This window comes from Oscillatoria sp. FACHB-1406 (assembly GCF_014698145.1).
GTDB lineage: Bacteria > Cyanobacteriota > Cyanobacteriia > Cyanobacteriales > Spirulinaceae > FACHB-1406.
In genome coordinates this window covers 1-26,299 of sequence record NZ_JACJSM010000028.1, presented here as the reverse complement: position 1 = coordinate 26,299, position 26,299 = coordinate 1, and the positions used below count along the sequence as shown (strand labels likewise).

The following is a 26,299-nucleotide window of genomic DNA, read 5'->3' as shown; positions in this document are numbered from 1 at the left end:
TTCAACTCAAGTACGGACTCAAATACCTCCTTGCAAAGATTGAAATCACAACACAGCATTTGGAGGCAATTTGTAGAAAGAGACACGGGATGGGGCGAGCATTAACCGCTAAAACTTAAACCCTAAAACCCACAATCCATAACCCTAAATAACTGATGCGATTTACTGTTGCCGACCTCAAGTACGCTTGGGAACTGGTACGTCGGGGAAGTCGCAGTGCGGGAATTGACGGTATTACAGTTGACTTGTTTTCTGGAGTTAAAGAAGAACAACTCTTAATTCTCCAGTCCCAGCTAGAGCGCGAAAGCTACAAACCCAGTCCGGCGCGGGGATTTTACTTGCAAAAACATAACGGTGGCAAGCGCTTGTTGGGAATTCCAACAGTGCGCGATCGCGTCGTCCAACGGTATCTCCTCGAAGAGCTTTACCTGCCCCTCGAAGAAGAATTTGCTGACTGTAGCTATGCTTATCGCCCCGGTCGCGGGATTCAAACGGCTGTCAAACACCTGCACTTCTACTACCAGTACCAACCGACTTGGATTATCAAATCGGACATCGAAAACTTCTTCGACAATCTCTGCTGGGCGCTACTGCTGGCCGCAGTAGAACGCCTGCACCTCGATTCAGTTGTCGTCCAACTGGTCAAACAACAACTTGAATCGGGGATTGTCGTCAAAGGTCGTCGCCTTAATCCCAAACAAGGCGTGCTGCAAGGAGCCGTTCTCTCCGGCGCGCTTGCCAATCTGTACCTAAACGAATTCGATCGCGCCTGTTTGCGGCACGACATCAACCTCGTTCGTTACGGCGATGACTTTGCCATTGCCTGTAACAGTCTCGCGGCTGCCGAACGCACCCTCGACCAAATCGAAACTTGGTTGGCGAATATTTATCTCAAGCTCCAACCCCAGAAAACGCAAATTGTATCACCGGAGCGCGAGTTCAGTTTTCTCGGCTACCAATTCCAACAAGGACAGGTTTTTGCACCGCCGCCGGTTCTTCCTAACGCCGGAAATCTGCCCCTCACTCCTTCGGGGACACCCGCCCGCCCGCGAGCGATTTGCATCCATTCCTTTCTCTCCCAACCCCCCAAAACCTGCACGCTTTCAACCGTCTCCAAAACAACCCCTGCGGTTGCATCCAACCCCCATCATTTCTTCATCGAATCCATGACTACCCTTTACATCACCGAACAAGGTTCCTATCTCAAAGCGCAGAACTCCCAATTTCGCGTCTTTCAAGGGGGCGAACTGCGCTGTCAAATCCCCGTTAACCGCGTCAGTCACGTCGTTCTATTTGGCTGCTGCAATGTCTCCCACGGTGCGGTACGCCTCGCCCTCTCCCGCCGCATTCCCGTGATGTATCTCTCCCAACGGGGACGCTATTTCGGGCGCTTGGAAACGGAAGGGCAAGCTAAAGTTAACTACTTAGCTCAACAAGTCCGACGTGCTGAAGAGCCAGAGTTTTGCCGAGCGCAAGCTGAAGCGATCGTGCGGGCAAAGCTGCATAACTCGCGCGTCTTATTGATGCGTTTGAATCGCCGCCGCCGCAGCGAAAAAGCCAAGCAAGCCATAGAGAATATTGCCCAGTTAATGAACGACCTCCCCCTAGCTGAATCGATGGATGCGTTGCGCGGTTACGAGGGGAAAGCTGCAACCGTTTACTTCCAAGGGCTGGGATCTTTTTTTGAGGAAACGTTTAGCTTCGAGCGCCGCACGAAGCGTCCTCCCACCGACCCGATTAACAGCCTACTGAGCCTAGGCTACACCCTCTTAAGCCAAAATGTTCATTCGTTCGTCGAAGCGATCGGCTTGCATACTCACTTTGGGAACCTGCACGTTCCCCGAGACAATCATCCTGCCTTAGTGTCGGACTTGGTGGAAGAATTTCGCGCTCGAGCGGTTGATTCTTTGGTTGCTTATCTGGTTAACCGAAAAATCTTTACGCCAGAGGACTTTACACCGGCTGACGAGCGCGGTGGCGTATATCTGCACGTTGATGCTCTCAAGAAATTTCTCAAGCATTGGGAAGAAAAATTACTCGAGGAAATGACCCATCCCTATACCGGCTACAAAGTTAGCTTGCGTCGCTGCTTGGAGTTACAGGTGCGCGAGTATGTTTCCTGCGTGATGGGGGATACCGACGGCTATCGACCCATGTTTTGGGAAGCGTAGCGAAAAGACGCGGGGAGGAAGGAGAAATTTATCGAGTTGGGTTCCATCTTTCCTCCACCCTACGACCTCCGGTTTGTCACTTTATTCCCGCGTCACATTATGACCCTCTATCTCATTTGTTACGACATTACAAATGACAGCCGTCGCACGAAGGTGGCGAAGTTACTCGAAGCTTATGGACTGCGGATACAAAAATCGGTGTTTGAGGTCATCGCAGACGAGCAGCAATACTCGAAGTTAGCCCAAAAACTGTCCAAATTGCTCGATCTCAAGCAAGACCAACTCCGCTTCTATCCGCTTTCAGAACGCTGTCGGCGCGATGTCAAAATTCTGGGCGTTCTACCGGAGTTTGCGATCGCGGATGCAGCCTTCATTGTCTGAATTCCCTTGGACTCTATCTCTTGAGAAAATTGAAATTTTCGTCCCCAATGCGAAGTTTCAAATTGTTCTCGCCTCTCAAGTCAACATAATTCGTAATTAATAATTCGTAGTTCGTAATTATTACCCCATGACGGTCGTTGAGGAATTGAATATTGTTACTGGGAATTATCGACTTTTTTCTAATTATAATTAGAGAATTGTAACTTAGAATTACGAATTACGAATTACGAATTACGAATTATTTGGTTATTGTTACCATCGCTCTAAGTTCGCATTGAATGACATTAAATGGTGCGTTGACAACCATAGATTTCGCTCGATTCGATCGCTCATCATTCAATAGCACTGACTTAAGGCTGGTGGGCGTTGCCCACCCTACGAAACTCTTAATTCGAGGGGCAAAGAGATTGCTGAAATCAAGACGTAGCAGAGATTCTACGAATTTCGCTACCCACTGTTTTAAGCTTGCCGGTCTACTACGAAACTCGATCTTTTCGCAATTTATTCTTTCTTAAGTCAGTGCCATTCACTCATAACTCATCACTCATAACTCATCATTCATAACTCATAACTCCAAATGTTTGACTACCAGCGAAAAATTCTCCAAACCGAACCGCCGGGATATCTCAAAGCGCTTGAAGATTTTGGCGCGATCGCCTTGATGCAAAAGTTAGCTCGGACGACAGCAAAGGAATGCGATTTTCAACAGCTATTCAGCTTAACGGCTTTGCTGATTAAGCATTTTGCCGCCAATCTAAACTGCGATTGGCTGACTGCGTATTTGTATGCCGTCCAAATGGGTCGCGCCGAAGAACTATCCGGTATCCTCGCAATGAGTAATGCCGTTCCTTTGCCTGCTGACTCCCCTGCTTTCTTTCTCGAAGCGCAACCCTCGCGTTATCGATTCGGCGAAGTCCTGCGTTGGATTCCTTTAGAGGATGAAGAGACAGGCTTAAACGACTGGGGAATCGTTATCGGACGATTTTACGGCTATGCCCCCGAACGTTGTCGCTGGATGTGGTGCTACCTGCTTCTGCTCGACCCAGATTCGCCGTCTGCACGGTGGTGCGTTGTCGATACGGCTTGGGAGAACGATTTGGAGCGTTATGACGATGAGTAATCCTCGTTCTCTGGACGATCGCGAACTCCGTTTAATTGCCCTCTACAGTCAGTGCGAGTTGGGTATGACTCCTCAAAAGTTTTATCGCAAATGGGGAGTGACCTACGAACAAATGGCAGAAATTTGCTCGCGCTCGCTTTCAACTACGCGCGGTTGGTTTCGTCGAGGACGTTACTACCGCCGCCCCACCAGCAACGACCTACGCCATTTAGCGTTAATGGACTTTTTGCTCGAACATTTTGAAGAAATTCCCGAATCGCTTTGGCAGATTCCCTGTTTCGACGTTCCTAAGCCAGAACTGAGTTCGGAATGATGAGTTGCCGAAGTGCCGCGTTCTCGTACAAGGTCAATCTGACCTTTTTTGCTGGCTTCCTTTGCCCTACTGTAACAGTTAACAACGGTATTACGGCAGCAAGGAAAACCTAGTAATTGGAGAAGAACAATGAGCTATATCGAGCGGTTGCATCCCTGGTGTATCGTGCGTTTTTTGCCCAATTTACGGCACATCATTGTCGCAAGGTTTCGCCGTCGGAATGATGCGATCGCTCATTTAGACGTTCTTCAACGATTAATTCCTAATGCAACGTTAACTGTTGTTTTTGAACCTCCATCTGCTTCGCGTTCGCTCTCTCTCGATGGCAACGGCAAAGCGGATCTGTAACTTCTTTCCGCTGGTCGGAAAGTGAATTGAATGGAAACATCTTAATTTCAGAATTCGCGGGTTCAACGAATTCCGATTAACCGGCTGAATGCCCGTTCGGGATGGTTTAGCTTTTTGGCTGCTAACAAGTGATTTGTTGGCAGCATTTTTTGGGGTTATGAATGATGAGTTATGGGTTATGAGTTACGTCTGATGTGCATTATCCAAAAGTCTTGATTTCCCTCACCCGCAGCCCCTCTCCCGATCCCCCCTAACCCCCCTTACTAAAGCTACGGTGTACACATAAGCGATCAAATCTAGCATGACGGTTGAAGATCCCCCCTAGCCCCCCTTAAAAAAGGGGGGAACCGGATTCAAAGTCCCCCTTATTAAGGGGGATTTAGGGGGATCGCACCGCTGTACTACTCAACTAATGAGTTGTGTGTACACCGTAGCTTACTAAAGGGGAAAATGCGAGGGGAGAAAGAACAGTAATAGCGATCTTTCTGGCTTCTAATTCACTTTAGGCGTGAGTTAGGAGTTAGGCACTTTAAGACTCGCACTTTCCTCTTCATCCCATCCCCGTGTCAGCGCGTCTCCCTACATCGTCAAAAAAGCCAAAAGCCTGAATTCGCTTAAATTTAATGCTCCAGATTTATAAATCGTTTTTAATCTTGTTTTACTCTTTATTTCTTCCATTTACTCAATTTGCTGAGGCAAGTTCGAGATCGCTGAAACCCGCATTCTTTCGTGGTTTGCCTCGGATACCGCTCTGGGTCTGGGTTTGGAGGGGGTCACTTTGCTGCTTATTGAGAATCTGTGGCGATTATTTACCCCTTTTTTGCCGAGCCTCAGATCGAGGGGTGTATAATGCAGTCAGGACAAGCCCTCTAGAAGGGTAGCCTTTTCCCTTCGGGGAAAATGAATCGAATGGAAACCACTACTGTATACCTCCCCTCTAAGACTAGGGGACTCTTTTCCCTTCGGGGAAAATGAATCGAATGGAAACCCGTAGACGGCTTTATGGTCTGAGATGGCCCGCAAACATTGCTTTTCCCTTCGGGGAAAATGAATCGAATGGAAACCGGTTTGTGCCATACATGGTTGCATCCATGTCCAATCTTTTCCCTTCGGGGAAAATGAATCGAATGGAAACGCGACTGTTGCTTCAATCCCTTTTCAAACCCCTCTTTTCCCTTCGGGGAAAATGAATCGAATGGAAACTGTTAACCATTGTTATACCAACTTTTCTTTGGTTTACAGTGCATACTTTTCCCTTCGGGGAAAATGAATCGAATGGAAACTGGTTGCTGAGGGCAGCAACCTCTTCAGCTGTTAATTCTTTTCCCTTCGGGGAAAATGAATCGAATGGAAACAACCAACTGCGATAGCCACTAGAGCGAAAATAGCTTTTCCCTTCGGGGAAAATGAATCGAATGGAAACCAGGGTTTTTGAGAGCTTCTTCAAGCTCTTTTTTGTTGAATTTCTAAACAGCGATCGCGCCCTAAAAAGATAGCGCTATCGATTTTTTTGCTTCACCCCAAAATGAAAGTGCAGAGGGAATGCTCCAGACACAGAGATACGGCAAAGATAGAACGGCGAATAACGATCGCAATTTCATCCAACTTATAACTCAAAACTCATAACCCACGAATCCTTAAGCGCCTGACATTCCTCAAGGAGCGCAATTCCTAATTCTGTAGAGAGCGATAAAGCGCGATCGCAGTATTCGAGTGCTTCGGATAACTCTCCTTGTTCGTAATAAAGAATTGCCAGAGTTTTGAGCGCAAAGGCTTCAGTCGAGCGAACGCCAATTTGTTGGCAAAGCGAGATCGCGCGCTGCAAAAATGTCAGAGCTTCCGAATATCGTCCCAGCTTAATTAACGTATCGGCTAAGTTATCTAAAGTTTGTGCTTCCATTAATAAGTCGCCGATGTCGCGGGCAATCTCCAAACACTGTTGGTAATGAACAATCGCTTGTTCGTATTCTCCTAAAACATCGCAGGCATTACCCAAACTCCCCAAAGCTGTTCCTTCTTCTGCACGATCTCCGATCTCTCGGGCGAGGACTAATTCTTGCTGGTAGTAATCGATCGCTACATCCACCTCCTCTAAAGAATACCAAGCGTCACCCAGTCCGCCCAGCGCTGCCCCTTCGCTGAAGCGATCGCCAAGAGAGCGTGCAATGGTCAATTGCTGTTGCCGGTACGAGATTGCTTGCTGGTACTGTCCTTGATATTGATAAATTTGAGCGATGTTACCCAAAGCTCTGTTTTCTAGAGAAGGACTCTTAATTTGGCGTGCAATCGCCAAACAAGTTTGCTGAGCTTCCATTGCCTCTGCGTACTGTCCTCGAACGGTGTAAATCACCCCCATATTGCCCTGGATTCGAGCTTGGAGAGCGGGATCGCCTTTGTCGGAGATGAGGCGCGAACCTTCCTGGTAGCACGCCATCGCGCGCTCGTTTGCCCCGATGCAGTGATAGCTGCCACCCAAACCAATGAGTGCCAAACCTTGACCGGCGAGATCGCCGATTTCCCGGGCTAGCTCCAGGTGCGCCTGATGGTATTCAATCGATTGAGGATACTGACCCAAACAATGGCAAGCATTGCCCAAACCGTTCAGCGCCATCCCTTCCCCAGCGCGGTCTTGAATTTGGCGGGAGAGTTCTAATTGGGCGCGGTGGTTCTCCAAAGCGCGATCGTAATCGCCTCGAACGTAATAAAGACTGCCGAGATTGTTCGCCGATCTAGCTCGACCGCGACGATCGCCTAAAATGCGAGAAATCTCCTCATCTCGATGGTAACAATCGAGGGCTTCGGCATATTGTCCCAGAGCGAGATAGGCGTTGCCCAGGTTAGCGAATGCTTGGCTTTCACCTTGCTTATTGCCTAATGTTCGTGCGATGTCTAAATGTTTTTGGTGGTAATCGAGGGCTTGAGGGTAGTCCCCTAACGCAGCGCAGACATTGCCCAAACTCCCCAAGGCATTCGCTTCTGATTGTCGGTCGCCCGTTTCGCGGGCGATGGTGCGATACTGCTCGAAGTAATCGAGGGCTTGAGGGTAGTTTCCCAAGGCATACCCAGCACTGCCCAAACCCGCTAAGGCTTTTCCTTCTCCTCGTCTGTCCTCAATCTCGCGAGCGAGAGCGAGATGCTGTTGGTGGTAGGAGAGAGCGCGTTGGAAATCTCCTAAAGAATGGTAAATACTGCCTAAATTCCCGAAAATTTTGCTTTCATATTCGATTTCTCCTAGGGTTGTGGCAATCTCTAAATGGTGCTGGTGGCATTCTAGGGCGCGATCGTACTCTCCCAACGCTTCGTAGAGGTTGCCCAGTTCGCTTTCGATAAAGCCTTCTAAAGAGAGAAAACCTTGACTCCGGGCTGCTTGCAAACATTGTTGATACAATTGCAGCGATCGCGAATAGTTCCCCAGTTCGTGTTGAATCGAACCCAGTCCAGCCAGTACCGAAATTTCTGTCATCGAATTGCCCGTTTGCCGAGCAATCTCAGCCGCGCGATCGAAATAATCCGTAGCTTGTTGATAATTTCCTAAAGAATAGTGAGCGCAACCTAAGCCGCTCAAGCACAAAGCATTGGCTTCTGCACTTAACTTATCTAAAAGCTTTTCGTATAACTCAATTTGTTGATGGTAGTAACCCCAAAGACTGAGTTGATAATGAAGTGCGTCTTGAGTTGAAGTATCGAGGCGAGCCAAAAGAACTTGGGAGACTTTTTTCCATTCTTCTACCTCGCACAGATGGTAAAATGTCTCTAGATATCGCCGTCCCCGTTCCAGCTTCTCTGCATCGCGCGGGGGTTCGTCTTCGAGGACTAGATAATATTGAACTGCCGTATAATGAGAGAGATATTCGAGAGGAACATTGTCGAGATCGATCTCTAGCTCTGCAAACAGCCGCTGGCTTGAAGAACCATCGTTCGTGCGCGCTCCCATGTTAAATTTTGGAGAATTTATATCATCGTAATTGTAAGAGAGACTCGTGGGAGGGAGCAAGTCACTTTTGTCGCCCTCTCCCTAAATCTCTCACCGAAGCGAAAATCGTAGCAGACCCAATCGCCAGCAGCGAAGTTAGAAAAGCCAAAAGCCTAAATTCGCTTAAATTTAATGCTCCAGATTTATAAATCGTCGTTAATCTTGTTTTCCTCTTTATTTCTTTCATTTCCTCAATTTGCTGAGGCAAGTTCGAGATCGCTGAAACCCGCATTCTTTCGTGGTTTGCCTCGGATACCGCTCTGGGTCTGGGTTTGGAGGGGGTCACTCTGCTGCTTATTGAGAATCTGTGGCGATTATTTCCCCCCTTTTTGCCGAGCCTCAGATCGAGGGGTGTATAATGCAGTCAGGGCAAGCCTTCTAGAAGGGTAGCCTTTTCCCTTCGGGGAAAATGAATCGAATGGAAACCCGCGTTCATCTGGTGTACAGCTAAAACTGAAATTGCCACTTTTCCCTTCGGGGAAAATGAATCGAATGGAAACGGATTTCCGCACTCCCATCGCTGTTTTGCTTCATCTTTTCCCTTCGGGGAAAATGAATCGAATGGAAACTGGTCTTTGTCTGCTTGTTCACACTGCATTTGGCTGCTTTTCCCTTCGGGGAAAATGAATCGAATGAAAACCCTCACGAGCAGAAGCCAAAGTGAGGGTTATTTTTACCAGAGCAATTGCTGAGCTAAAATACAGCTATCCCTAACCCGGCTCTCAAAAACTGCTTATGCCGCGTTCCGTCCGACTTCATCCAGAGCGCAAACCTGAAGTTCTTCGTGCCTTAGAACGCAATGGTTTTCTTACTCAGGGTCAATTCGCTTCTCATATCGAGATATCTCTCTCCACAGTCAATAATTTCATCAATAGTCGTCGCGTTTACGTCTCTAAATTTGAGGAAATTTGTCATGTTTTAGGCTTAGAGCAACAGGAGATGGTTAAACCGCTCTCCGACTCCATAAAAATCATTTCTAAGACTCAAAACGATTTGCCTCCTGTCCCCCTTTATGCTTGCGACGATAACTGGGTAGGACGAGAAAAACTGGTCGCAGAACTAACAGAAAAACTGACAGATTCTTTTCGATTATTGCTAATTCTGGGACTGACAGGAGTCGGAAAAACCGCTCTCGCCGAACGCATCGCACTCGAACGACCCGATTGGTTCGGAGGCAATTGGCAGCAAGGTTTTATCCGGGCCAGCTTTGACAATCCCAGTCAAGCCACAGACTTTTTGAGTACCGCAACTCAATGGCTGCAAGCTTGGGGCATAAAGATTCCTTTTTCAGAAAGCCAACCCGCTACCTTGTTAGAGCGAGTCCTAGATTACCTGAAACACCAACAAGTATTAGTTCTGATTGACTCGCTGGAAAATTTGCTATCAGGCAATGAAGAAGAAGGCTGGGGAAATTTCCTCGATCCTTGGTGGGAACGCTTTTTTCTCGGGGTGTTATCGGCTCAATCTTTTGTCAGTCGCATCATTATCACCTCTCAAGAACTCCCTCTCCAAATCGTACAGCAGCGCTACGCTCATTTTTGGCACCGTCATATATTGATGGGACTCAACGAAGCCGAACAAGAAGCCTTATTTGAAATAACTGGATTCGATATTGAGGCGGCTTCTTCCGACAAGCCGCTTTTAATGCGATTGGGAAAAGCTTATCAAGGACATCCCCTCGTATTGCGGGTGGTTATTGGCGAAATTTGGGAATCCTTTGAGGGTGATGTTGCTGCTTACTGGGAGGAGGTAAAATCGAAAATTGAGGACGTGGAGAGGGCGCTGGCAGAGGCAGAAGCAGATATTAAAAAAGCAATAGGAATTGATGATAATTGGAAGCTACACAAACTAACCTTTAAGGTGCGTCTGGAAGTCAACCGGCAGCGGTTGCGTGCTGCATTCGATCGCTTATCGAGTCAAGTCCCGGATGCGTATTGGTTACTTTGTGCTGCTTCAGTTTATCGCACGCCCGTGCAAGTCCAAGGGTGGCTGCTGCAATTAGCTAATTTAGTCAAACGCCTTGAAGGGAAAACGTGCAGCGAAGAACGTCAGGAGCGCGCGCTGTTGGAATTGAGTTATCGTTTTTTAGTCGAAGAAGCGCTCGATCGCAATCGCAAACGAGTTTTGGGGCAACACAACTTAGTCCGCAGTTTGGCATTAGAGCGCTATCAGCAGCTTGTAGAAAGTTGGAAAGAGTAGTTATGAATTATGAGTGATGAGTTATAAATTATGAATTATGAGTTGTGAGTGATGAATTATGAGTTATGTATGAGTGATGAGTGATGAATTATAAATTATGAATTATGAATTATGAGTTAAGAACTACGAACTAAGAACTACGAGTGATGAGTTAAGAACTACGAATTACGAATTACGAATTACGAACTACGAATTACGAATTACGAACTACGAACTACGAACTACGAACTACGAATTACGAATTACGAATTACGAATTACGAATTACGAATTACAAACGATGATTTCGTCCTTCGCATCACATCCATTGACAGCAGACGGCTAGGGGTTTATCGTTAAAGAGTAACAACGGTCGAGAGAAGACAGGCAAACGAACTCCAACGAAGCAATGTGTTTGGTACTAAACGCTTGGAGCCAGCACCATGCCGCAGACTCAACCCGTTTCCACCGCTTCCCCCAACGTCCAACTCCTCCAAAAACGCCAGCACCGCCAAGAACTCCTGCGAACCGTCGCGATTAAGGTGGCAGTCCTTGCGCTCGTGGCTGGGGTAACGGGTTACTGCGATAACCTTGCCTTCAACGTTGCCATCCAGTCATTGGCTTCCATCGTCATGGAAACCTGCAACGAACGCGCAGCACAGCGCTTGAACGACAAACTCGCCCGATTGGAGCGATCGCAAGCCAACTAACAAATAACATAAGATACTGGCAGAAGTCAGTGTCTTATGTTATATTACTTTGATAGGACGCGCGAAAGTAGAGAACTTAGAAAGCAGGCAAGACTTGAGTCCCGAACGGCATAAGGCAATAGTCCAGCGAGAACGAATGTGTTTAGTCAACTCGCTTGGAGACGACAGCCACCGTGACCGAAAATAATGGGATACAGAGCTACGCCCTTCTAGGGCGGCTTTTGATGGTAGGATAAAGGCATCCGCCACACAGTCAGAGACTCGCGCCAAGAGCGAAGGAACCTGTCTCGCAATGGGCGTAATTTCCTGGGAAAGTTTTGGCTCCAAGGGAGCAGAAAGAATTTTCTCATCAGAAAAATGGGTTTGAAACCCCGTGCTTCACTTCGACAAGCGTTCGACTGAGCGCTCACGCCGAAGTCTCAGTGACCACTAGCACGGCTTTACATTAATTTTTGGTAGAATCGTGTTGGTCAATGACCCACCCGCGACGATGGAGACATAAACCCTAACACCAAAGCTTGCGAAACTTCGCAACGGGGAAGAAAAATCGGTAGACCGGGAAAAGAGGACGGGGCAATGGGTAGAGCTATCCCTCGAATCAACCAAAAACCTAGAAATTCTTTTCGGAATTTCGACACATGAGAACCGCTGGGCTAGCGGGGATAGTCTGTGGAGCGAACGTAAGACCATAAAACTCCTTGCGGGTGGAGGCAGTTGCAATGAAGCAGAAACCTGAATCGTAGCGTCCTCGTTTTTGAGGAGAACTCAAAAACATGGATGGGCGCGTGAGGTTTAGGAATCACCGCACTTTTAGGGCGGTGAGGATGTCAATTTCCAGGTTCTGCACCACCCAATTGCCAATCTCTGAATAGATATAGTAAACTTCGTTCTGCGGCTCGAAGTAGCCGGGATTTTCGCGCAGGAGCGATCGCTGTTCGGGGGTTCCGATAAGTTCTAGGGTCAAACGACTAATCTCCGTCATGACATCGAGCAGCTTATCGTGTTCGCTCGCATCGCCAACCGAATTTTTAATATCGTAATCGATCCAAGTTCCTTTCGGTTGTTCTTTCGCATAAAACTCACGATCTTCTTGAAGAACTTCTTTCATTCGTTGCTTAGAAATGCCTCTAGCGCCATGAACGAGCTTATTCCGCTTGAGACACCAGTAGTCAAGGGATTTAAACCCGTAGAGAAGCGATTTTGCTGTTGTATCGCACTGCTTTCTTGATAATGAAGGGGACGTTTCCAGAAGCGCGATCGCAAAATTGCGTTTGGTAATGCGACCGGGAAGCTTAAACTGTTTTGACAATGGTTTCTTCCATCGATCGCCTATAATGCAATTCCCTTTATTCAATTGTGACACTAAAGCTAACTCTTTTCCCTTTTCTTTTCCCATCACTTTCTCAATTTGGTAAAACTTTTGAGCCAAAGCGAAATTTTTATTTAATAAATCATTGGTATTCAATACCCAATCGCCGCGAGGGCGCGGTCTGTCAAAATACAGATCGCCCCCAAGAGCATAAATTAGCTCGTGCAACGTTTCTTCATAAAACAAGCCGATGCGCGTCAGGAAGTCGGCAATGCGATCGCTATGCCAAAAAAGACAGCATTGCGTATAAAGATTAAGCAATTTGGGATAATGTTTATTTTTCTCTCCCGGTTTTAGGGGGTAATTATCAACGATAGGTTTAAAAGCTTTCAGACGCTCGGAATCGCTCTTATATTCAGATTTTGCAAAGGTAGAATCAAAGTTTAAATAACCAATTGCCATATTCAGCGCTTTAACACAAGCTGAAATTGTTTCTTGACTGGCGGGTAAATCCGGCGCATTGCTCGACTCCAAATCTTTGGCAATATTTTGCAAAGTAACTTGCCATTCTTGAAGCAGGGTTCGCGCTCCATCAAAGTCCCATTGCTTCAACAGTTGCTTAACAGATTGGTATTTTTGAAGGCGTTGATAGCGCCAATAAGAAATTGTCTGACAAGCTGAAGGCTGCCCTGCTAATAATTCTGCAATCGAGAGGCGCGGTTCGAGATAAATTTGCTGGGTGAGATTGGAAGAAATGGCTTGTACTCGCAGCGCTGTTTGCATCTGCGGCGTTCCTCCTTTAACGCTAATTAGAGTCAGTTCTTGAGGCTCTCGCTGCAAGAAAAATTTATAGTATTCATTGAACAGTCCATCAATATCGATCGCGCTAATTTCTGGGGGAATTACAACAAATTGTAAGGCGAGTCGATGGGAAAAATGTCGCTCGAACCAAAGCTTGAGAATTTCGTAGAGATGAATGCTGTCCGTACCATACCCCGGATTGGGTTTGCTTTGAACAATCTCCGGTTGATTGGTTACAAAGATATAAATTTGATTGACTTTAAATCGCTCATGTGCTGTTTGAACCACACTAAAAATCCGTGCCGGACGAAGACGCTCGTGCCAAGTTTCTGGGTCTTTTTGGTAAGCCGAGAGCAAGCTTTGGGTAAGTTGGCGAAAAGTAGGGCGCTCGACGGTTAATCCTAATAATTTAGCCAGTTTAGAAGAAATCAAGGAGCGGTTTTTCCAGGCTGTCTCCTCTTCAGTATTAAGTTGTGCTTCAGCTTCCTCGATATTGGGTTCGTTGCGATCGAAGCCAATAGGAACGTAATAGTTGTCAATCTTAACGGCAAGGTCAGAAGTACCAATGTTAGCGATGAGAAGAGTCATTTGAGTTATGGGTTATGGGTTATGGGTTGTGAGTTATGAGTTATGAGTTTAGTTAATTGTTTCGAGCGAGTTTGCGACGCTTGGGTTGTTCCAGACGATTTGATAGTTTGTCGCATTTTGTTGTAGGTTGTTGAGGAACAATTGACGTTTTTCACGATCGCTATCGAAAACGGTAACAACCTGATACTGACCCAAATTGGCAATCCAAATGGGAGAGGGGTTACTGTTGGCATCGCCGCAGAGGTCGGGATCGTATCGACCGTTTCCTAAATGAGCTTGTTGGTGCAATATTCCTAAAGCAAAGGGTTTATCGGCGATCGCATCCCCAGTACAGACGACAATGCGAGAAAACTGCGCGATCGCCTCTCCACGAACGGGTAAGGGCAAACACCCTTCAAAAGCGCCTGCTAATTCCCCCAAGGCACAGTAGAATTCCCGGACTCTTTGTTGAAACTGCTCGGCGAAGCGTTCGAGGGTTTCTGGTCGTTCCCAGGCAATTTCTGAGGGTTCGATACGGGTTGCTCTCAAGTCGCAACCCCGATACCAAGGCGGTTTGGGATCGGTTCGATTTTGGCGAGAATAAAGAGGTCGCCTCGCTCCCTGTCCGACACCGCCGAGATGGAACATCAGCCAGGTTAGATTGACAAACAGGCGCGCGATCGCGTCATACCGGAATTCGGGCGCTTGAGGGGAGTAACTCAGTTTGAGAATCCCTTGTTGCTGCAAGCAGTTTCCTTCTTTCCCCTGCAATTGGGTGCGAGGGCGAAGATGTGACGTTTCCTCAACGCGACAAGTTAACCAACCCCAAATTTGAGGCTGAATCGAGCCAAATAACTGCGGTTCGAGGCGATCGCGGATTACCTCAGCGGGTAAGACTCCGCGCGCCCAAGTCCGAAACCAGTAGCGCAGCATTGACTTAAACGCGATCGCTCTCACCTCTGCTTCCGATTGAACGGTTTGAAACTTATTTTTTTGGGCATTCCATTCCGTTTTTTGATAGCTGTGAATGAGTTGACCCGTGAGGCTAAAGTTAACCTGAAAGAAGGGCTGTTGCAGCGATTGAGTTGGGGCGATTTCCATTGCGCCGCAACCAGAATTGACCTGAGAGCCAATTCCCAATTGCAAGCCTTCGATTAACCAATTGCGAACTCTCTCAAAAGTCGCGCGATCGCAAAACTTCCCCGGACGCAACCCAACAATCAATTTAACGTTTCTCAACGATAAGAATAAATTAGGATTGGGTTTATAGCTCGGATTATCTCCCTCCCAACTCCAAATCGAATTTGCCATATCGATCGCCAATCCTTTTTCGCTATTCCCCCAAGTTTTGCCGCAAGGATAGGCATCCAAAAAGATAACTTTCCCAGCACGATCTGCCTCAGTTGCGTCCAAATCTCCAAAATAACGGGCAATCTCTCGCTCGGCTTGTTCTCGGGCTGCATCCCAATCCAAAGGCGTTATTTCTTGACCGCTTTCTTCAAGACGTGCAATTCTCTCTCTAGCGATCGCGCGTACCCCTTGACTGCGAGCGACACCCCGCAACGAACTCGAAGGAATATAAGGCATTCCTCGCGCGTCGAAAGCGGGGAGAAGTATCGATTCCGGTCCCCGGATTCCCCCAACGCGCGATCGCCCAACGCCTTGCGCGCTGAAAGTATTTTCTTCGCCCGCAATTAACGCGGTTTGACGATTTTTTTGCTTAAAATATTCAGCGTAGTGGCTTGCTTTTTCGACCGCCTTATGCAGGACTTGTTCTTTAGTAAAGTTGTTCTGAGCTTGACTCTCTTTGGAGATTTGTATTTGAACGCGCTCGCTGCTGTCGATCTCTCGCTCCGGCTGTCTCATCCAGCGTAAATATTCAACAAAACTAGCCGTATTATTCGGTTTGAATTGGCGGTCTTCCCTCAACCAAAGGGGGTAGGGATGACCGGGATAATTAGGATTCATTCGCTCTCGCCTCCTTTGATATCGGGATAAATAGCATCCGCCCAAAAGCTAAACTCTTTAGCAACAGCTAGGGCAATTCCAGTTAAGCCAATGTAGTCTTCTGACTTTAACTGGTTCAACGTCTCAATGCCTTTCTCGCTCGCCAAATTATTCACTTTAGCAACTTTCTCCAAGCATTCAAAAAAGCAAGAAATTGCTTCGCGCTTGCCTTCCTGATTTTTCTTCGCTCTTTGAAAAAGTGGAATTTCCGCAGGCGGCTTTTCCCAATCATTTCGCGACATTTCCTCGGCTCGCAAGCGCATTAAACCCCAGGTAGCTAAAAAAGTATAAAGTTCTTGCGTTTGACTCTTTTGCTCTCGCAGCCGTTTTTGATAGTCTTCTGCCTTAATCTGCCCCTTATCTCTGGCGACGTTATAAGCAGAACGCAAACCATTTAAAGCTTCGTAAACGGGCTGAGTAATCGCGCGAGGATCGCCTAAGTCTAAACTCATTTTTTTACCTCCTCCTTTTCAGAATTGATTTAAGCATTAGTCGGTTTGCGTCCATTGTCGAACAAAACCTCTCCCCAAACTTTCCTGTCCGCCAAATTGAATAATTTGATGTTCTGCGAGTAAAGTTTTGAAGTTCTCCAGAGGTTGAAAACCGTTGTTTTGGGGTTTGCTGAGTTCGCCCCAAGGAAAATACATCAGCGTATCGGGAGGAATTGCTTCTTCGTAGCGAAAACTTCCATCGGTGACAACTTTATATTCGTTGAGCTTAACTTTAACTTGTCGCCACAAGCTCATCTCAATTAAGGTTTCGCAGTAGCGATTGGGAACAACTAAAACGGAGTTGATGCTCATTTCGGTAGAATTAGGAACAAAATCGTTCCAGGTTTTGCCGTCGGGAAAAGGGACTAATTTGTTACCCGGAATCGTTGCATCTTTGAGATAAAGAGTGCCTTTATTCGGTAGATTGCTGCTATACTCTTCTACATTAATTTGTTTTCCGTATCGCTGCCGCGTCCATCGCTGTAAGAGTAAGGGGCAGCTAATCCAAATTACACCATGACTAATAGAAGGAACGGGGAGCCACAAAATAGAAGCGTCGCCAATCCAAATACTTCCCTGCTCGAGTTGGGCGAGTTTGCGGTCGGTTTCCATTTCGTAATATTCAAGAAAACCTGAATCTTGAAGGTCTTTGAGGTCGGGACCGAAAAGTTGAATTCTACGGATTCGCGCTTTAATCTCTGCGTCTGGGTCTTGAGGATCGAAATCGACTTCTGCGCGCAATTTTCCGCGAGTGCTGCTCGAAGGCAGATAGGGAAAATTAGTATGCGCTTCGCGAGCGATTCCGACAACATTTCCTTCTTGGGCAGTCCCGCCCGTATGCAAGGGTGAGAGGAGATAGAGGTAAGTTAAAAAGTTTTTACTCATTTTCGTTGACCCCATAGTAATTTTCCATAATTGAGACGGTAGAAAGTTTGCAGCCAGTTATGGCGCTCATCTCGCGGCGGTAGCAAGACACGGGGTTCGGGAGGCAGCGACTCGAACAGATACACGGTTCCCGGCGGTACGAAGGCGCGTTGGGGCAACAAGGCAAATTCTTTTTTTTCTTGGCCTGTCGCTGTATCGGTGCTGCGTGCCAGAGTAACGCCGCCCCATAGCAAAGCGCGATCGCTAGCACATCCCCGCAGGTACGCTTGCCAAGCGCTGGGATACGCGCCATAGATATCTTCGTCTCCCACCCTCGCTAGTCCGGGGGTTAGCAGGTAAGCGAAGGTTTTCTTGTCAGTCGTTTTCTCCTCAGTCGTTTTCTCCTCAGTCGTTTGGGGAAGGGGGCGTTCGCACAGCGCCTTCAAGTCCGTTAAAAGGGCGGGTTCCTCTATCCTCGTCACCATTGCTCGGTGTCCTTCTCCCCCCAAGCGCGCCACGAAGGGCGTGGAAGGGGTGAAGTTTCCCTCCATTCCAGCCACCAGTTGCCATCCCGGTTTCAGGCGCGTGGCAACTTCGGTAAAGTAACCGTCTTCTTCGCGCACCTGACGCTGCCCCGATTCCATCTGGATGTGAGGCAATATCTGCACGTCCCAAGGGTCTTCGCAGAAGTCCTCTTGCTTAAACACGGTTCCACCATTGAAGTAGTTCAGCAGAGCAGAAATCTTCATCCACGGCGAAGGCGAACCGCAGATATACTCGTCCTTCTTGAGTTCGGGCGGAACCATCGGCGAGAGGGAATCGGAAGGATAGCAAACGTATTGCCAGGAGGGAATATTGGTATCGGTACAACTGACGAGGCGCTCGAGGCGCTTCCAGCCGCTCGCTTCCTCGCTCTCGTCGTTCTCGTCATCATTCTCCCGCCCTTGTTTGACTCCGACTAAATCCTTGGGAGTCGGCAGCCATAGGGTTAGAGTTTCGTCGAGGAGAAAGGGGCCGATAAATTCTAAGTCTCGATGTTGCGGGTTGGGGGCGTTCTCATCGGTTTGCCGTCCGGAGCGCAGGGCTTGGAAGACGGGGGTGGGAAAGGGAGGAAACTGACTTTCGGCTCGGGAACCTTCGCCGGGACTAAAGGGTTTGGCTTCTCGAAATAGGAGGACATCAAGAGGCGCGATCGCGTACCATTCCATTTGTGTTATGAGGGATGGGTTATGGGTTATGAGTTATGGGTTATAGGTTATGGGTTATAAGTTATGGGCTGTGGGCGGTCGAAAACCAGAGATTGTACTTATAACTCATTCAATCTATCACTTCAAATCAGGAAGCGCCCGGTTTTGATGCGAAGGACAAAATGTCTCGCTCGGTGATGAGTTATTAGTTTGGAAACTACTTGACGTTGAGGAACTTCCACCCGCACCTAACTCAATATTTCAAGTAGACTGTGTTTTTAAAGGGAAAACGGAATTTCCAAAGCCACCCCACGAAACTGCTGCCGATTGGGAGGATTAATAGAATGCGAAAATACATTATTTTTCAAGCACAAGGCGAGGATCCGCAGTGGCGAGAGCGGAAATTGCAGCCCAGCGGTTCGCTGACTTGGACGATTGCGGAACATTGGGATTCTTCTGACGAACCACTACCCGAACCGGGTTATCGCCCTCCTGAATTTCTCAAACTCGATGATTCTGATTCTTTGGGGGGAAAAACGCACTACCGTCAGAGCGATTGGGAAGTTGTGCGCGTTGAAGTCTACACACCCGAAATCCCCACGAGTGAGTTAGATGCGATCGCGATTTGTTATTGTGAATATGCCCCGATTGATGCTCCTCTCGAACCCATGCCCGAGCGTCAAGTTTCTCTCGATTCCTTCGGCGGGAATCAAAATGCTTATCGGGAGTGGTTAGAAAGCCTGGAAACAGCGGAAGTTTGAAGACCTAGGACGAGTTAAGGGCAGGAAGGAAACGCGATTTTGACGATATTTTATGCTCTGCTTCAATATTTCGCTATCAATCTTTTCTATCTCCCGCTTTCTTCCATTTCCTCAATTTGCTGAGGCAAGTTCGAGATCGCTGAAACCCGCATTCTTTCGTGGTTTGCCTCGGATACCGCTCTGGGTGTGGGTTTGGAGGGGGTCACTCCGCTGCTTATTGAGAATCTGTAGCGATTATTTACCCCTTTTTTGCCGAGCCTCAGATCGAGGGGTGTATAATGCAGTCAGGACAAGCCCTCTAGAAGGGTAGCCTTTTCCCTTCGGGGAAAATGAATCGAATGGAAACGTCATCTGTATTTGAGAAAACTTCGCCGTCAGTGAAACTTTTCCCTTCGGGGAAAATGAATCGAATGGAAACGAGGAAAATGTAGCAGAAGAAAAGGCGATACAGTCGCTTTTCCCTTCGGGGAAAATGAATCGAATGGAAACTTTTTTCCTCTGGAGAGAGGTTTGTTCTTTCAAATCTTTTCCCTTCGGGGAAAATGAATCGAATGGAAACTACTATTACCGTCTAACTGCATTGTTGTCTGAGGCTTTTCCCTTCGGGGAAAATGAATCGAATGGAAACTCTGTTTTTTGTTCATCAGAGTAGTAAAAACCCATTCTTTTCCCTTCGGGGAAAATGAATCGAATGGAAACCATGCACAAATTTCCCAGTGCGGAAATCTTTGATCTGAACCCTTTTCCCTTCGGGGAAAATGAATCGAATGGAAACTCGATAAACAATCACTGCTTTCCCAGTTACTGGGTCAGCTTTTCCCTTCGGGGAAAATGAATCGAATGGAAACTTCGCCACGTGAATCTGGCTTTGTCAGCCGGATTATACCTTTTCCCTTCGGGGAAAATGAATCGAATGGAAACTTTTTCAATCTTTGTTTGGCGCATTCTCGATCGAAAGTCTTTTCCCTTCGGGGAAAATGAATCGAATGGAAACTGTTCCGCACTTAGTGCAGACATATGTGGGCTTACTAACATCTTTTCCCTTCGGGGAAAATGAATCGAATGGAAACCCGTCATGTCTCTTTTACAGATTGAACAATACCCTTTTCCCTTCGGGGAAAATGAATCGAATGGAAACATAACTATATGATCCGCTATTGCTTGGCGGCATTGCTTTTCCCTTCGGGGAAAATGAATCGAATGGACAATTGAAAAGGCTAACCTTATGGTTAGCCTAAAGGGAATCATGATTTAGTAAGTTATGAAATATGCAAGGGTTGAGAAGCTGTAATCAGCAATCATAGGAAATCCGGATAAACAGCCGCACCACCCTAATTGACTTCCCTGCGGACTGGAGCGAGAAACAGACTATGGTCATTCAACCGGATGTCAAATCATCACCTATTTTGTCTAGCCAGAAAGCCGAAAAACGCAGCAGGTTAGCGAGTTCGGGCAAGGTTGCGCCCAGAGGTTTAGTTGCTCGGATTTTTGCGCGATCGCTCGCACCGTTCGCCCAATTTTCCCATCGCTCTAACCATTGACAAAGTAGCTCAACTGTGTATTCGATATTTTTATATTCTTCCCGCCGTAGAGCGATCGCGCGGGCTGCTTTAGCGATGAGGAAATGCTCGGAAGTAATAACAGCATGGCGGGGCAAATCTTCGGCGAGGCGATAGAGCAGAGAACTAAGTTCCTGGCGATATTCGGGGCTGGGATGTCCGAGCCACTGCCACCAATCCGCCAATAACTCTCCTTTGAGCAGCGCTTCAAGTTGATTGCCGGAACCGTAGAGGACTCGGAAGCACAACCCATTTTTGCTGGGAATGTCCGCAGCAGAACCGAGCATTTTTTTAGCGCGATCGCTTTCTGCCTCCCATAAGGCATTGAGAACGACGGGTAAAGGAACGCTTTTATGAGCGATAACGATGCCGAAACTCATCGTTGCCCCTTCTCCCATCGTAAACAGAGCGCGATTGGGCAAGCCGCACAAATTGTCCGGTTCGGCTTGCGGCTGCCAGTACCCGCCTTCGGAAACGAATTTTACGTCCCCGTCCGTGGGATAGATATCCTCTCCGCCGCACCAAGCGGCTTGCAGCGAGAGCAAATATTCGGGCAAATCTTCGACGGGCAATACTGCCATAACATCATCGCCACCGCTGTAGATAACCCGCCCGCAAAACCGCTGCTGAGTCAGGTAGGGAACGAGGCGATTGGAGAAATCTAACAGAGCGCGGTTCAAACCGATGTGGGTTGCTGGTCCCATACGCTTGTGAGTTTTTAGCAGCGTTGTCTCATCGCTGCTGTCATCGCTGCTGTTACCGGAGCCAAACTGGGCGAGAAAATCTTCTCGTTTGCGCGCCCAATCCGCAGGGCGATAGCGGTTTTCGGTTAAAAACTGAGTTGCATCGGTTTCAACCAAATAACGCTCGTAGCGATGGAGTTTTTTCCCGGACACATAATCTCCCATACCATCGCCATCGCCTAAAACAATCGCCCACCAATCCGCCGGGGAAGTTTCACCAAAGCCCACGCTGGGATGTCGGTGCGCTGCATCGACTAAACCGCGCAGGCGAGCGCGCTCCTGGCGATCTAATCCTAAGTCTTCGGCGAGCCACTTGCTCGAAAACATGACACCGTTATAGTCCTGTCCGGCTTGCCTTTGGGAATTAATCGCTGCATCGGTTTTAGGAATTTGGAAGGGGCGGCGGGTGCGGGCAGCAAAGCGCTCTCGCCGCAGCTTGGGTTTCCCTTGGTTCCCTTCTTTTTGTTGGCGAGCTAATCTTTCCTTCTCTTCTTTTTCTTGTTGGGCGATCGAGTCGTTCAAAATCTTCCAATAGGTTCGCAATTTGCCCGATTGTTGGGACGCATCTCGTTCGGCAAATCGAGCCGCCGCGATCGAACTGAGATTGGGAAAACGAATCAATTGGTTATAGTCGAGTTCGCCTGTCGCTCCCTCATCTAACTCGTCATTTAATTGTCTCAAATCGATCCCCAATGACTCGGCAACGCCGCCATAAACCCAAGCCATTCGTTTAGTCAGTTCTATGGCATTGAGTTGCTCTGAACCGTCGAACAGTCCGCGATAAACTTCTGCCATCAACCGCCAAAAGAGACGCATCGATTCGGCAGGCATACCGCGCCCCTCGCACCTTTGGTTGCTGTAACTGAAACCGGGATGCAGGGCGCTCGACTGTCCCGACACCGTAGAGCGATATCCCGGCGCTGCGGGGATTTGCCAGATGCGGGTGTTTTTCACCGCCCGTACCGCTTGTCCCAAACGGGCTTGAATCGATCCCCACCAGGTTCCAACGTTTAAGGTTCGGTAGATCGTCTTTTCCGCTTCTGTCGGCGGCGGGGACTTGGCACGAGTTTGAGCGACGGTTTCTTGACTCTTAAGCCACGCCTCATCGAAGCGATAATCTTCTTCGGCTTCCTCAATTTGAAGGGGTGTGCCGGGATCGCCAAGGGGGACTGCAACCCAGTAAGGCTGCCAGGTATGGTCGATCTGTGCGTTCCAGAGCGATCGCCACTTCCAACAACTCATGTTACACCACCTTTGCAAGTCGCGACGATTGGCTTCGCGATCGCCCCCAAATTCAGTTAAGAATTGTTCTAAGCTATTGTGCTGGTCTGAGTCATTCTGAGTTTGCAGTTGTTGCAAGTGTTGAATTGTCCTTTCACGAATCCCCAGGCGCAGTTGTTCCACTTGACTATCGGGGTTGCCTTCGCGTACTTTCTCGGCGATCTCCTGCCATTCTTCCTTTAACCAAGTTTCGAGATTGTTTCCTAACTTCTCCTTCTCGGAAGCGGGAATTAAAACAACAATCGTATTGGGGAAGCCCGCTGTCGATAAAGAAACACTGGTTTTATCCTGGAAGCGAGTTTGAGGATTTTTGCGATCGCTGCTAATGCTCTCAAAAGTCGTCCGAAAATCTGGATATTGTTTCAACAGCAAAGCATCAATAATCTCTTGACTCCATAACGACGGCGTAACAATCGCGTCGGGGCCGTAACAGTTAGCAATGCGCCAGCAAAGTTTAGCACTCAGGTAATGGAGTAAGTAAGACCCCGCCCAAAAATCTAGGAATTTGCGGGAAGCTTTAATAAATTCTTGGATGGGCGAGAAGGTAAATAATAGTAAATAGGGATATTCAGGCGCTTCACCCAATTCCCAATCCTCAAGAATTCCGGCTAAAGCGGACACCGTGGCGCGGTAGCTAGGGATGGGGCAGTCGGGCAAAATTTGATGTTGCGGTTCGAGGAGGCTATCGGGCTGGGCTATAGCTTTAAGGGCTGGATAAAATCGCCAAAACCACCAGAAAACTGTTTGGGGATCGGTCTCGTTTTGGAGGGTTGAGAGGTCGATTTCGACAGGGTGGCTGCGTTGAATCTCTCTATCTTGCCCGCTGATGGGATGCTTGAGGGGAATAGTATCCAAACTACGCTCGAACTCTAGGTTGGCGCGATCTGAAGAACTGGCAATCTCTTCGACGAGGGGCTTGTTCCGCTGCCACCATTGTGCGATCTCCTCTTGCCGATCGCCCCAACAATTCAACTGCTTGCAGAGGTCGGCATTATCGAGCAGGGCGTAGAGTTTGCGGCGATAAAACTGTTGCATGGGTTACGAGTTACGAGTTACAAGGGATAGGTTACGAACGGTTGAAAAGGGAACAAGTCAAAACTCATCATTCATCCATAACCCATCACTCATTTTTTCAAATCTATCACTTCAAATCGGCAAGCGCTCGGTTTTGATGCGAAGGACAAAATGTCGGAGTGATGGGTTCTAACGCTTGCCATCTCTGCTTTTCCCTTCGGGGAAGGAGAAGAAACGTTCCAGATGCAATAGATGCGGTGAATTTAGACCTCAGAACTCAGAGCCTATAAATTTTTGAGTGCGTGACATTCCTCAAGTCGCGTAATTCCTCATTCTGTAGAGAGCGATAAAGCGCGATCGCAATATTCGAGCGCTTTGGATAACTCTTTCTTTTCCGTCCGCCCTCCTACGGGAAAATTATTTGTTGAAGGGCTTCAGCGTGGCGCTCGCGTCAAGGCGGTTGTCGAGCGAGTCAATCCTCTTTCTACACCCCTCCAGTTTCGGTTGTTATGCAAGTTGAGTTTCGAGGAAGAGGAGAATTTTCGTCTTTACCAGCGCGATCGCTTTCAACCTCTAATACCCGTTCTCTCAATTCCTTGAAGTCCGGTGTCGCCACTTATGAACGAGATCGCCAGTTAGTCGCTCGTGCCTTTAAGGTTTTGACCGTTTACTTCTTCTGAGCGAATCAAAACCCCAAATCCTCTACCGCCCTCCGTTTTGCCTCCTCGCCTCTTCTGTCGTACTTCGCCGTCGTCACCGGAGAAGCATGACCCGCCAACTTCTGCACGGTAACAATATCCACCCCTGCATCCAATAAATCGCTGCAAAACGTCCGCCGAAAATCGTGGGGACTGAACGATTCCAACCCGACCTGCGCCGCCCGCCCGCGCAAAATCCGCCACACCGCATCCGAGTTCAGGGAATGCTCGAGTTGCAACCCTCCCCCCTTCCAAATCCGACACAGTAGCGGCCCCGGTTCGTCCCCCCGCAACGCCAACCAACGCTCCAAATACTCCACCGCCGCCGCGTTCAAATAAACCCGCCGCCCTTTGCCCCGTTTCCCCCGGCGCACCTCCAAAGCGTTGGTCGCCGGATGCCAATCGTGAATAGCCAACTTCACCACCTCGCTTCGCCGCAGCCCAGAAGCGCGCAAAATGGCAATCAGTGCCGCATCGCGCTGGTCGCGCGCGCTACTGCCCTTACAACCGGCCAGCAGCGCCGCAATTTCTTCCCCCGACAGCGCCCGCCCTCGCGGTTGGGATTCCCCTTCAATGTTGGGCAGATCGATGGCTTTAGTGTAACTATCTGCGTCTATTAAATCCAACTTGTAAGCCTCCTTAAGAACGCGCCGCAAGGCACAGAGCATCTTATTGGCCGTCACCGGAGCCAAAGAAGAGTTCATCAAGGCCACCCGCACCGCCGCCGCGTGATGGTAGCGCAGCTTCCCCCAATCGAGGGTCAGAGCGTCGCACTCCCCGGCAGTGAGTAAAGACGCGATCGCGTTAAGGGTCGAGCGAATCGTGCGCTGGGAACCTTCGCTCAATCCAGCTAAATAGACGGCAGCCGGATGGCGGGTGAGGGGAACGGGTGAGGTTAACTTGAGGGACTCTGGGGGAAGAGAGGGAAGGTCGAGGGTAAGGACCATTAGACGTTTAATCTAGCATTCTCGCGTCTAATTTTTGCACGTTTTTACGGAGGTATGGGGGCGATTTCGCGTCTTTGTCCAGGTTTGAGGAGGTAACTACGCATCCGACGAAGCGCACAGCGGTGCAGAATTTGGGGTTTTAGGGGGGCGGGGCGATCGCTTTGCGTTATGTGTGGTGAGGACTCCTAGATAATGGACAAACGAAACCCAAAAGGAATTATTGCGCTAGATTTACTAAGGTGGTTGCCATGATTAAAAACGAAATACAATATGAATACACCCAAGAATTACTTAAGGATGCTGAAGAAGCGTTAGCTCGCTCTGACTGGCAAACTCAGGAAGCCAACACCAACGCTCCTGAGAACGCAGTAGGACGCTCAGCACTCCAGAGCCATCGAGATGCTTTTCAAGCCGAAATTGATGAGTATGACAGATGGGTCAGTTGGGAACGAACCCAGAAGTTAGAGATTCATATCAATTCAATTCTAGAACTGCCCAAGGTGTTAATTGGGGCAAGGATTGCTGCCAAAATGACGCAGAAAGAATTGGCGCAAAGGTTGGGTTTGAGCGAACAGAGAATCCAACAATATGAGGATTCGGACTATCAATGCGCGAGTTGGCTAGAAATCATTGATGTCACTGAAGCTTTAGCCATTGACTTAAAATCTGCAAATTTTGTTGTCGATTTTAATGAAATTGAGAAGCGAACCCAATTGCTGGTTGAGTTAGGTGAGCGGCAACCGAAAAAAATCAAGAGTTGAAGGTCAAATAGTTATCGGGACTTTAGCGAATCTTAAGCCCAAATATAGCCCAAGCTCGCTTTATAAGCCGCAAATACGTTTTGGTTCTGGTCGAGCCACCGCACAAAACGGTAAGA

General features: G+C 48.2%; 18 protein-coding genes and 3 CRISPR repeat arrays. Of the genes, 10 read left to right on the top strand and 8 right to left on the bottom strand.

Features of this window, described 5'->3' with window-relative positions; translation table 11 throughout:
• The first annotated feature begins 155 nt into the window (after nt 1–155).
• From cas1 to H6G50_RS20935, 5 genes are all read left to right on the top strand, one after another.
• A complete protein-coding gene (cas1, locus tag H6G50_RS20955) occupies nt 156–2,171 on the top strand; it encodes a CRISPR-associated endonuclease Cas1 (protein WP_190720887.1) in 2,016 nt (671 codons plus the stop codon).
• A gap of 99 nt (nt 2,172–2,270) precedes the next feature.
• A complete protein-coding gene (gene cas2, locus H6G50_RS20950; RefSeq protein WP_190720884.1) occupies nt 2,271–2,552 on the top strand; it encodes a CRISPR-associated endonuclease Cas2 in 282 nt (93 codons plus the stop codon).
• A 577-nt stretch (nt 2,553–3,129) separates the two neighbouring features.
• Nucleotides 3,130–3,672: a hypothetical protein gene (locus tag H6G50_RS20945; protein WP_190720873.1), complete on the top strand. Its 543-nt coding sequence runs from the start codon at nt 3,130–3,132 to the stop codon at nt 3,670–3,672.
• Entirely contained in the window at nt 3,665–3,985 is a 321-nt protein-coding gene (locus H6G50_RS20940) for a helix-turn-helix domain-containing protein (RefSeq protein ID WP_190720870.1), read from the top strand. Before H6G50_RS20945 ends, H6G50_RS20940 begins: the two co-directional genes overlap by 8 nt.
• Before the next feature lie 129 nt (nt 3,986–4,114).
• On the top strand, nt 4,115–4,333 hold the full coding sequence (locus H6G50_RS20935) for a hypothetical protein (RefSeq protein WP_190720866.1): 219 nt from the start codon (nt 4,115–4,117) through the stop codon (nt 4,331–4,333).
• A gap of 882 nt (nt 4,334–5,215) precedes the next feature.
• A CRISPR array of direct repeats spans nt 5,216–5,756; the repeat unit is 35 nt; unit sequence CTTTTCCCTTCGGGGAAAATGAATCGAATGGAAAC.
• A 183-nt stretch (nt 5,757–5,939) separates the two neighbouring features.
• On the opposite strand, the gene H6G50_RS20930 is transcribed toward H6G50_RS20935, so the two are convergent.
• The gene (locus tag H6G50_RS20930) at nt 5,940–8,267 is read right to left on the bottom strand and encodes a tetratricopeptide repeat protein (RefSeq protein WP_190720864.1); all 2,328 of its coding nucleotides are present in this window, start codon (nt 8,265–8,267) and stop codon (nt 5,940–5,942) included.
• Between the two features lie 430 nt (nt 8,268–8,697).
• Nucleotides 8,698–8,946: a CRISPR direct-repeat array (repeat unit 35 nt; unit sequence CTTTTCCCTTCGGGGAAAATGAATCGAATGGAAAC).
• Between the two features lie 95 nt (nt 8,947–9,041).
• Between H6G50_RS20930 and H6G50_RS20925 the strand changes: the two genes are divergently transcribed.
• A complete protein-coding gene (locus H6G50_RS20925; protein ID WP_190720861.1) occupies nt 9,042–10,505 on the top strand; it encodes an AAA family ATPase in 1,464 nt (487 codons plus the stop codon).
• Between the two features lie 421 nt (nt 10,506–10,926).
• Nucleotides 10,927–11,193, top strand: coding sequence for a hypothetical protein (locus tag H6G50_RS20920; RefSeq protein WP_190720858.1), 267 nt, complete (start codon nt 10,927–10,929; stop codon nt 11,191–11,193).
• 799 nt (nt 11,194–11,992) lie between these two features.
• Here H6G50_RS20920 and H6G50_RS20915 read toward each other — a convergent pair.
• Genes H6G50_RS20915 through H6G50_RS20895 form a run of 5 tightly spaced genes read right to left on the bottom strand, consistent with a single transcriptional unit; the run spans nt 11,993 to nt 18,440 of the window.
• On the bottom strand, nt 11,993–13,891 hold the full coding sequence (locus H6G50_RS20915) for a hypothetical protein (RefSeq protein WP_190720855.1): 1,899 nt from the start codon (nt 13,889–13,891) through the stop codon (nt 11,993–11,995).
• A gap of 48 nt (nt 13,892–13,939) precedes the next feature.
• Nucleotides 13,940–15,838 (bottom strand): RAMP superfamily CRISPR-associated protein, encoded by a 1,899-nt coding sequence (locus tag H6G50_RS20910; protein ID WP_190720852.1) that lies wholly within the window; start codon nt 15,836–15,838, stop codon nt 13,940–13,942.
• Entirely contained in the window at nt 15,835–16,329 is a 495-nt protein-coding gene (locus tag H6G50_RS20905; protein ID WP_190720850.1) for a hypothetical protein, read from the bottom strand. The genes H6G50_RS20910 and H6G50_RS20905 overlap by 4 nt, the downstream gene beginning before the upstream one ends.
• A gap of 36 nt (nt 16,330–16,365) precedes the next feature.
• Complete coding sequence (gene cmr4 / locus H6G50_RS20900) at nt 16,366–17,253, bottom strand: type III-B CRISPR module RAMP protein Cmr4 (protein ID WP_190720846.1); 888 nt, start codon at nt 17,251–17,253, stop codon at nt 16,366–16,368.
• Nucleotides 17,250–18,440: a type III-B CRISPR module-associated Cmr3 family protein gene (locus tag H6G50_RS20895; RefSeq protein WP_190720843.1), complete on the bottom strand. Its 1,191-nt coding sequence runs from the start codon at nt 18,438–18,440 to the stop codon at nt 17,250–17,252. Before H6G50_RS20895 ends, cmr4 begins: the two co-directional genes overlap by 4 nt.
• A gap of 323 nt (nt 18,441–18,763) precedes the next feature.
• Between H6G50_RS20895 and H6G50_RS20890 the strand changes: the two genes are divergently transcribed.
• On the top strand, nt 18,764–19,180 hold the full coding sequence (locus H6G50_RS20890; RefSeq protein ID WP_190720840.1) for a hypothetical protein: 417 nt from the start codon (nt 18,764–18,766) through the stop codon (nt 19,178–19,180).
• Between the two features lie 311 nt (nt 19,181–19,491).
• Nucleotides 19,492–20,388: a CRISPR direct-repeat array (repeat unit 35 nt; unit sequence CTTTTCCCTTCGGGGAAAATGAATCGAATGGAAAC).
• A gap of 170 nt (nt 20,389–20,558) precedes the next feature.
• Here the strand turns inward: H6G50_RS20890 and H6G50_RS20885 are convergent.
• Complete coding sequence (locus tag H6G50_RS20885; protein ID WP_190720837.1) at nt 20,559–23,798, bottom strand: type III-B CRISPR-associated protein Cas10/Cmr2; 3,240 nt, start codon at nt 23,796–23,798, stop codon at nt 20,559–20,561.
• A gap of 354 nt (nt 23,799–24,152) precedes the next feature.
• Between H6G50_RS20885 and H6G50_RS20880 the strand changes: the two genes are divergently transcribed.
• Nucleotides 24,153–24,377 (top strand): hypothetical protein, encoded by a 225-nt coding sequence (locus tag H6G50_RS20880; protein ID WP_190720835.1) that lies wholly within the window; start codon nt 24,153–24,155, stop codon nt 24,375–24,377.
• Nucleotides 24,378–24,462: 85 nt separating this feature from the next.
• Here H6G50_RS20880 and H6G50_RS20875 read toward each other — a convergent pair whose 3' ends face one another.
• Complete coding sequence (locus tag H6G50_RS20875) at nt 24,463–25,422, bottom strand: site-specific integrase (RefSeq protein ID WP_190720833.1); 960 nt, start codon at nt 25,420–25,422, stop codon at nt 24,463–24,465.
• A 248-nt stretch (nt 25,423–25,670) separates the two neighbouring features.
• On the opposite strand from H6G50_RS20875, the gene H6G50_RS20870 reads away from it, so the two are divergent.
• Nucleotides 25,671–26,183, top strand: a complete 513-nt coding sequence (locus H6G50_RS20870; protein WP_190720830.1) for a helix-turn-helix transcriptional regulator — start codon at nt 25,671–25,673, stop codon at nt 26,181–26,183.
• Nucleotides 26,184–26,299: the final 116 nt, after the last annotated feature.